General features: G+C 58.7%; 1 protein-coding gene and 2 pseudogenes. All 3 read left to right on the top strand.

The features are described 5' to 3' along the window. Positions 1-247: pseudogene (locus Y704_RS0117695) on the top strand (IS3 family transposase); the annotation flags it as partial. Positions 248-1,109: 862 nt separating this feature from the next. Beyond that, complete coding sequence (locus Y704_RS22980; RefSeq protein ID WP_026551088.1) at positions 1,110-1,418, top strand: FkbM family methyltransferase; 309 nt, start codon at positions 1,110-1,112, stop codon at positions 1,416-1,418. Positions 1,419-1,583: 165 nt separating this feature from the next. Next, positions 1,584-1,734, top strand: a pseudogene (locus Y704_RS25495) (helix-turn-helix domain-containing protein); the annotation flags it as partial.

The raw sequence follows: 1,734 nt of genomic DNA, 5'->3' as shown, positions 1-1,734 counted from the left end.
CGTGAATGAGGCCAGGACTTGGATGGAAGGATTCATCACCTACTACAACCATGAACACCGCCATTCGGGGATCGGACACCATACCCCGGCCAGCGTGCACCTCGGCACTGCGGCAGCGGTGCATGAACAACGCCAAGCCACCCTGGACCAGGCGTATGGCAAGCATCCTGAACGGTTTGCCCGCCGTCCTGCCGCACCACCGCTACCGGTAAAGGCGGCGATCAACGACCCGGCGCAACGAGCCTAACTATCGGCTCATTAACTACCCCGAGCATGTCTCATTTGACTTGACAAGTTCCGCTTTCCGCTGCCATCGACGCCGTCGACGGCTGCAAAAGACGCGCCAGATAACTCTGCGATTCGCAAGTATAAACAGTCATTTTTTGCCAACAGTTACACCACGGTTATCGGTTTATCGCGGGATTCTCGGCCCCGCGTTTCTTGGTTTCTCAGATGGGGCAACCTTCTTGCAGAATTGTGGACCGCTCCGAGCTTTCGTCGACGTTCACAGGTCCTGCCCCTATGCGAAAACCGGTCCTACTGGCATGACGCCTCACTGTAGACTTTTTTTGAATTTAACCCTGCGGTTTTTCGCCTGAAAGCAGAGCATTTGTCAGTCATCGATATGCCCGCCGTTTCACTGCGGTCCCGTGCTATCCACGACTTGATGAGAATGTTCTCCCGGCTGCGTTTGGCCGAAGCGGAGCTGCTGGGTCTAAGCGCTGTGGTCCGCCCTGGTGATCATGTGTTCGACGTTGGCGCAGCCTATGGCATGTACTCCTTCCCTCTTGCGCATCTGGTGGGTGCCGACGGTTCCGTCCATGCGTTCGAACCACAGCGCAGGCAACACCAAATATTGGGGGCATTGAGCCGTTTGATGGGCACAGGGCACCTCACCATTACCCGGTCCGTCCTGGGAGCAGAGCAGGGCGAGCATCTCATGCTGTTGCCGTTGCGTTTTGGGGTGCCGATTCATGGACACGCGCACGTGGCCCACGGCACGGAACACGCGTTCATCACGCAGTCCGCTCGCACCAGGCGCTGGATGACCTCGATGGTCACGATCGATTCCTGGTGCGAGCTTCAAGACGTAAAAAAACGTCTCCTTCATGAAAGTAGACGTCGAGGGCTTCGAACCGGATGTTCTCGCCGGTGCCGTCCGCACCATCACCCGGCACCAGCCCAGTCTGCTGCTTGAAATTGAGGACCGGCATACCGGCCGCTACGGCCGGGACGCCAACAGGTTCGCCGAAGAAATCCTTGATAAATGGCCCGATTACCGAATGTACATATGGTCCGGCGGCTCCTGGACGCCCGCTGACCGTGTCCGGGCGGAGATCCGCAACTATCTCTTCGCCACTCAAGAAGCCTTCCGGCGCGCTGAAGGGGCGGTTAGTCAGCAGCACGCCGATTCCTAACCTTCCACCCCGTGATTACACGTGCAACGCAAAGCAGAGTGTCCTGCAGGTGCATGTTTCGGCTTTTTCTGAGAATATAAGCCTGCTTATGATGAGAACTCGCACACTGGCCAAGTGCACCAGTACCCACCGATCGCTGATTTCAGTCACCGCCCGACCGCCGAGTCGATCAGATACCTGTCCGGGGATGACCGGATCCGGATCGCGGAGCTACGTCGGGCAGGTGAGGGTGTTCGTCGGATCGCGGCACTGCTGGGCCGCTCACCGTCGACGATCAGCAGGGAGCTGCGGCGGAACGCGCGAGCGTCCGGGGGGG

Source organism: Arthrobacter sp. Br18 (genome assembly GCF_000520555.1).
Taxonomy (GTDB): Bacteria; Actinomycetota; Actinomycetes; order Actinomycetales; family Micrococcaceae; genus Arthrobacter_D.
The sequence above is the reverse complement of the archived record's forward strand: the minus strand, read 5'-3'. Positions and strand labels throughout refer to the sequence as shown.